Origin of the sequence: Nostoc sp. FACHB-888 (genome assembly GCF_014696655.1) — a bacterium.
Lineage (GTDB): Bacteria > Cyanobacteriota > Cyanobacteriia > Cyanobacteriales > Nostocaceae > Nostoc.
Window position 1 is genome coordinate 1 of sequence record NZ_JACJQM010000262.1, and the last position, 4,791, is coordinate 4,791.

Annotated in this window: 3 protein-coding genes and 2 pseudogenes; all 5 read left to right on the plus strand. The window is 42.4% G+C overall.

The window, feature by feature from the left end; translation table 11 throughout:
• On the plus strand, positions 1-678 hold a 678-nt coding region (locus H6G26_RS38470), incomplete at its 5' end, for an AAA family ATPase (RefSeq protein ID WP_190736987.1).
• Position 679: 1 nt separating this feature from the next.
• Positions 680-1,633, plus strand: a complete 954-nt coding sequence (locus H6G26_RS38475) for a ParB/RepB/Spo0J family partition protein (protein ID WP_190736989.1) — start codon at positions 680-682, stop codon at positions 1,631-1,633.
• A gap of 212 nt (positions 1,634-1,845) precedes the next feature.
• Positions 1,846-3,063, plus strand: a pseudogene (locus tag H6G26_RS38480) (helix-hairpin-helix domain-containing protein); the annotation flags it as partial.
• 178 nt (positions 3,064-3,241) lie between these two features.
• A pseudogene (locus H6G26_RS38485) lies at positions 3,242-4,192 on the plus strand (ATP-binding domain-containing protein); the annotation flags it as partial.
• Positions 4,193-4,284: 92 nt separating this feature from the next.
• Positions 4,285-4,671, plus strand: a complete 387-nt coding sequence (locus H6G26_RS38490; protein ID WP_190736991.1) for a sigma-70 factor domain-containing protein — start codon at positions 4,285-4,287, stop codon at positions 4,669-4,671.
• The last annotated feature ends 120 nt before the right edge of the window (positions 4,672-4,791 follow it).

The following is a 4,791-nucleotide window of genomic DNA, read 5'->3' on the forward strand; positions in this document are numbered from 1 at the left end:
GCAGAAAATTCCTCCTGCCTTGTAGTTGACTTTGATCCCCAAGGCAATTTAACCACAGGTCTAGGAATCAAGATTCAGCCAGGGCAGATGACTGCCTATGAAGTACTTACAGATCGTAAACAGAGCGCATCTGAAACTATTATTAACACCGAGTATGGAATCAAGCTGATTCCGGCTGACATATCTCTAGCATCTGGAGAAAAGCAAATTTTGACCTCGGCAGATAATAGCCGAATCCTGAGAAAGAAATTGAATCCTTTACGGCAAGAATTTGCTCATATCCTCATTGATTGTCCACCTAGCTTAGGGATGTTGACTCTAAATGCACTAATGGCAGCAGATGCAGTCTTGATCCCCGTTCAATGTCAGTTCTTTGCTTTGGAAGGCTTACGACAATTATTGGAAACTATCGAAAGTCTTCGTGATGAAGACACTCACCCCAATTTGCAAATTTTAGGAGTCTTGCCTACAATGGCAGACCGTACACTCACGACCCAAGATGCTCTCAAAACTCTTAAAACTAAACTCCCTGGGGTCAAAATTTTTGAACCAGTGCCTAAGTCTGTTCAGTTTCCAGAGTCTAACTTGGCGCGTCAACCAATCCATCGGTATACCACAGAAAGAAAATTGATTGAACCTTATCAAGAAATCGCCAAGGAAATGGCAGAACAGGAGTAATATGTCGAAGCGGCGCTTGTCAATGGCAGATGAAATGGAATTTCCGAATAAAACCAGACAATTCCTTGACTTAGTAGGAGTCACCAATAATCCTCAACTCCTGGAAAACGAATCTATTGAACAATCTTTATTAATAACTCAAATTCACCTAGCTGCTCATCAGCCTCGGCGTTATTTTTCAACTCAAGGAATGGAAAGCCTAGTTGCTTCTATCCGTGAACATGGCATCTTGCAGCCACTGCTTGTCCGACCGTTAGAATCTGGTAATTATGAATTGATCGCCGGTGAACGTCGCTATCGTGCTGCTCAAACTCTTGGAATGAACCAAGTTCCGGTTATTATCCGCCATCTTAATGACCAAGATGCTTTCCAAGTTGCCCTCCTCGAAAATTTGCAACGAGAAGATTTAAATCCGGTTGAGGAAACTGAAGCTATTTTGCAACTGCTATCTATTCGCTTGGAATGCTCTCAAGGAGAAGTTATTTCCCTACTCAATCATATTGCTAACCTCCAAAAGCAAAAAACAGAAATTACGAACAACGTTGTTCGTAACCAATGGGAAATGGTAGAAAAGATATTTTCAATAATAGGTAGGGTGACTCCAGACAGTTTTCGTAGTCATCGCCTACCTTTACTAAATTTACCTAAAGATGTTTTAGAAATTTTGCGCCAAGGAAAACTAGAATATACCAAAGCCCGTATCATCGCTCAATTGAAAGACGAAGATCAGCGACATCAACTTCTAGTGAAAACTATTGAAGAAAATCTTTCGGTTAGAGATATCAAAAGTTACATTCAATCAGTCCAACGTCCTAAGTCTTCTCAGCCGGATATCCTTCCTAATCGGATGAAGGAAGCCTATCAACGAGTTAAGCAAGCTAAAATCTGGGAAGATCCTAATAAAGCAAAAGTTTTAGAGAAGTTGTTAGGGCAAATTGAAGCTTTATTAGAGTAAAATCTACGGTTTTTTACAACATATTTCACTCTCACCAACCTTTGAGACGTAGCTTGCATAGTTTGCTCTCATAGGCATCGTCTGGTGAAGCGAGGCAGCATTTTCGACTTTATCATCTACTATTATTGTAATCTCAAAATAGGATAGTATTTATGTACTATAATTAACTAATTTCCAGTATTATAATGATGTGCGGCATCTGAGCGTAAGCAATGTCCACTCCCCCTAATCTTTCCCCTCAACAAGTAAGCGCCTTTCCTCAACACGAAACAATCACTGGAGTCGTAGAACGTTTAACTTTTTATTCTGCTGAGTCAGGCTACACTGTGGCAAGGCTGACGCGCCCCCGAAGCAACGAACTCACAACAATTGTCGGTAGCTTTGCTAATATTCAACCCGGTCAAACTTTACAAATAACTGGTTTCTGGCGTGACCATCCCCAGTTTGGGCCACAGTTCCAAGTCATCAATTACCAGGAAACTAAACCTGCTACTCTAACAGGGATTGAGAAATATTTGGGCAGTGGACTCATAAAAGGTGTAGGGCCAGTCACAGCCAAGCGTATTGTTGCTCACTTTGGACTTGAAACTCTTGAGATTATCGAAAACCAGATTGAGCGACTGATTGAAGTTCAAGGTATCGCTAAAAAACGGATTACCTTAATCAAAAACGCTTGGTCAACCCAAAAAGCGATAAAAGAAGTAATGGTGTTTCTCCAAGGACATGGCGTTTCTACCACTTATGCAGTCAAAATTTATAAGCAATATAAGGATGAGGCGATCGCCACTGTTACCAAGAACCCCTATCAGCTAGCAGCCGACATCTACGGTATTGGTTTTCTAACTGCTGACAAGATTGCGAGAAATATAGGAATTGCCCCTGACTCAGAATTTCGTTATCGTGCGGGAGTTATCCACTGTTTAAGTGAAGCTGCCGAAGATGGCCACTGTTACCTGCCACAAAGCGAACTGATTGAGTCTGTAATAAAACTACTGACTACTGAATCTCATCAGCCTACTGAAGAAGCAATTGCACAAATCATCAAAGACATGGCTCTAACAGATGAACTGATTAGAGAGTGGGATGAGGATAAAACCCTACTTTGTTACAAGCCGACTTACTTTCATACAGAACAGAATTTAGCTCAACTGATCCGCCAACGCTTAGAAAAGCCTGTTGGTACTGACATTGAGCGTGTGCGTGATTGGATTGACCGTTTTACCGCTAGCCGTAAAATTCAGCTTTCAGAGCAGCAACGGTTGGCAGTAGAAACAGCAGCTTATTCTAAGATCACGATTTTGACTGGTGGCCCTGGCGTTGGAAAAACTTTCACTACCCACACCATAGTTAGTTTATGGAAAGCGATGGGTAAATCTATTGCTTTGGCTGCACCCACTGGACGGGCTGCCCAACGCTTAGGTGAAATGACGGAACAATTCGCAATTCGCAATTCGCAATTCGCAATTATGAATGAGCAAAAGCTTGGACTCATTACTGATTTAAGACCATGCTCACCAAAGATAAGCTTGTTAGTTTTGTACCCCAACGGTTCAGTTTACAATTTTATCCGTAATTGCGAACTGAGAATTGCGAATTGCGAATTGGTTTAATCCTTTGCCCCACACGGCAATTATCGCTGATGAAGCTTCGATGCTTGATTTGTTTCTGGCTTACTCCTTAATTAAAGCAGTATCGGCTGGCGCTTTACTGTTGTTGGTGGGTGACATTGACCAGCTACCATCTGTGGGCCCAGGTCAAATACTTGCTGATTTGATCAATTCTGGTCGTGTGCCAGTAGTGCGGTTGACCCAGGTATTCCGTCAAGCTCAAACAAGTGCAATTATCACTGCTGCTCACCAAATTAATCGAGGAATTTATCCCACGATTGAACCGATTTCTGACACCCCTCAATCTGATTGTCTGTGGCATGGCGGCGGTCATCAGCCTGAACATGGAGTGCAAGCAATCTGCGAGTTGATTACAGACTTACTCCCCCGCTTAAATTATAATCCTGCCACTGATGTCCAAGTGCTTTGCCCGATGACACGGGGAGTAGTCGGGACTCGCAACCTAAACACAGTCTTGCAGCAGTTGATTAATCCACCCAGCCCCAACAAGGTGGAGATTAACAGAAGTGGGAATTTGTTGCGCGAGGGCGATCGCATCATCCAGCTAACCAACGACTACAACTGCGAAGTTTTCAACGGCGACTTGGGAATAATCCTCACCATTGATACTGTCGAGCAGGAAGTTATAGTACTGTATGGTGAGCGGACTGTGGTTTACGATTACGCTGACCTTAATGAAATTGCCCTTGCCTGGAGCATTTCTATTCATAAAAGCCAAGGCTCAGAATATCCGGTGATAGTTCTGCCAATCTATATGCAGCACTATATGATGTTGACCCGGAACCTGTTTTACACCGGGCTGACCCGTGCCAAGAAGTTAGCGCTCGTAGTTGGCGCAAAAAAAGCGATATCTCTGGCGGTGCGCTCTACTGATGACCAACGGCGGTACACAAGGTTACAGCAGAGGTTACTTCAGGCAGGGCTGCATTGATAGTATGTTTTGGTTCTTCAAAATAGAAAACTTTATTGAGCTATTTGATTTATACTTTTAAATTCCTTGGGTTAAAAAAGCGTTGAGTTTGTATGTCCAGCCTGAGTTCCGACATGGTTCGCATCTATTTACAGGAAATTGGTAAGTATCCTTTATTAAAGCCAGAGGAAGAAATTGCTTATGGTAGACAGGTACAACAGATGATTGCCATTGAGCAATCTAAAAATGAACTCACTCAACAGTTAGACCGTGAACCAACAATGACAGAATTAGCCAATGCTGTTGAAAAAACTGAAACACAAATCCGAGCAGCGCTACACCTTGGTCAAAAAGCTAAACAGAAAATGGTGACAGCTAACTTGCGACTGGTAGTATCTGTTGCCAAAAAGTATCAAAACCGCAATTTAGAATTTCTCGATTTGATCCAAGAAGGAGCAATAGGTTTACAAGTGCGACTCGTTTCTAGTAAGAGCCTGTAGAAACTAGAGGGGTATGACTGAATGGCACTGAAATAAGACAAAACCCATGATTGATAATGGTTTGGAGAAATGAAACCCAAATTGTGATTTATCAGTGCAGAGCGGATTCTAAGTAACACT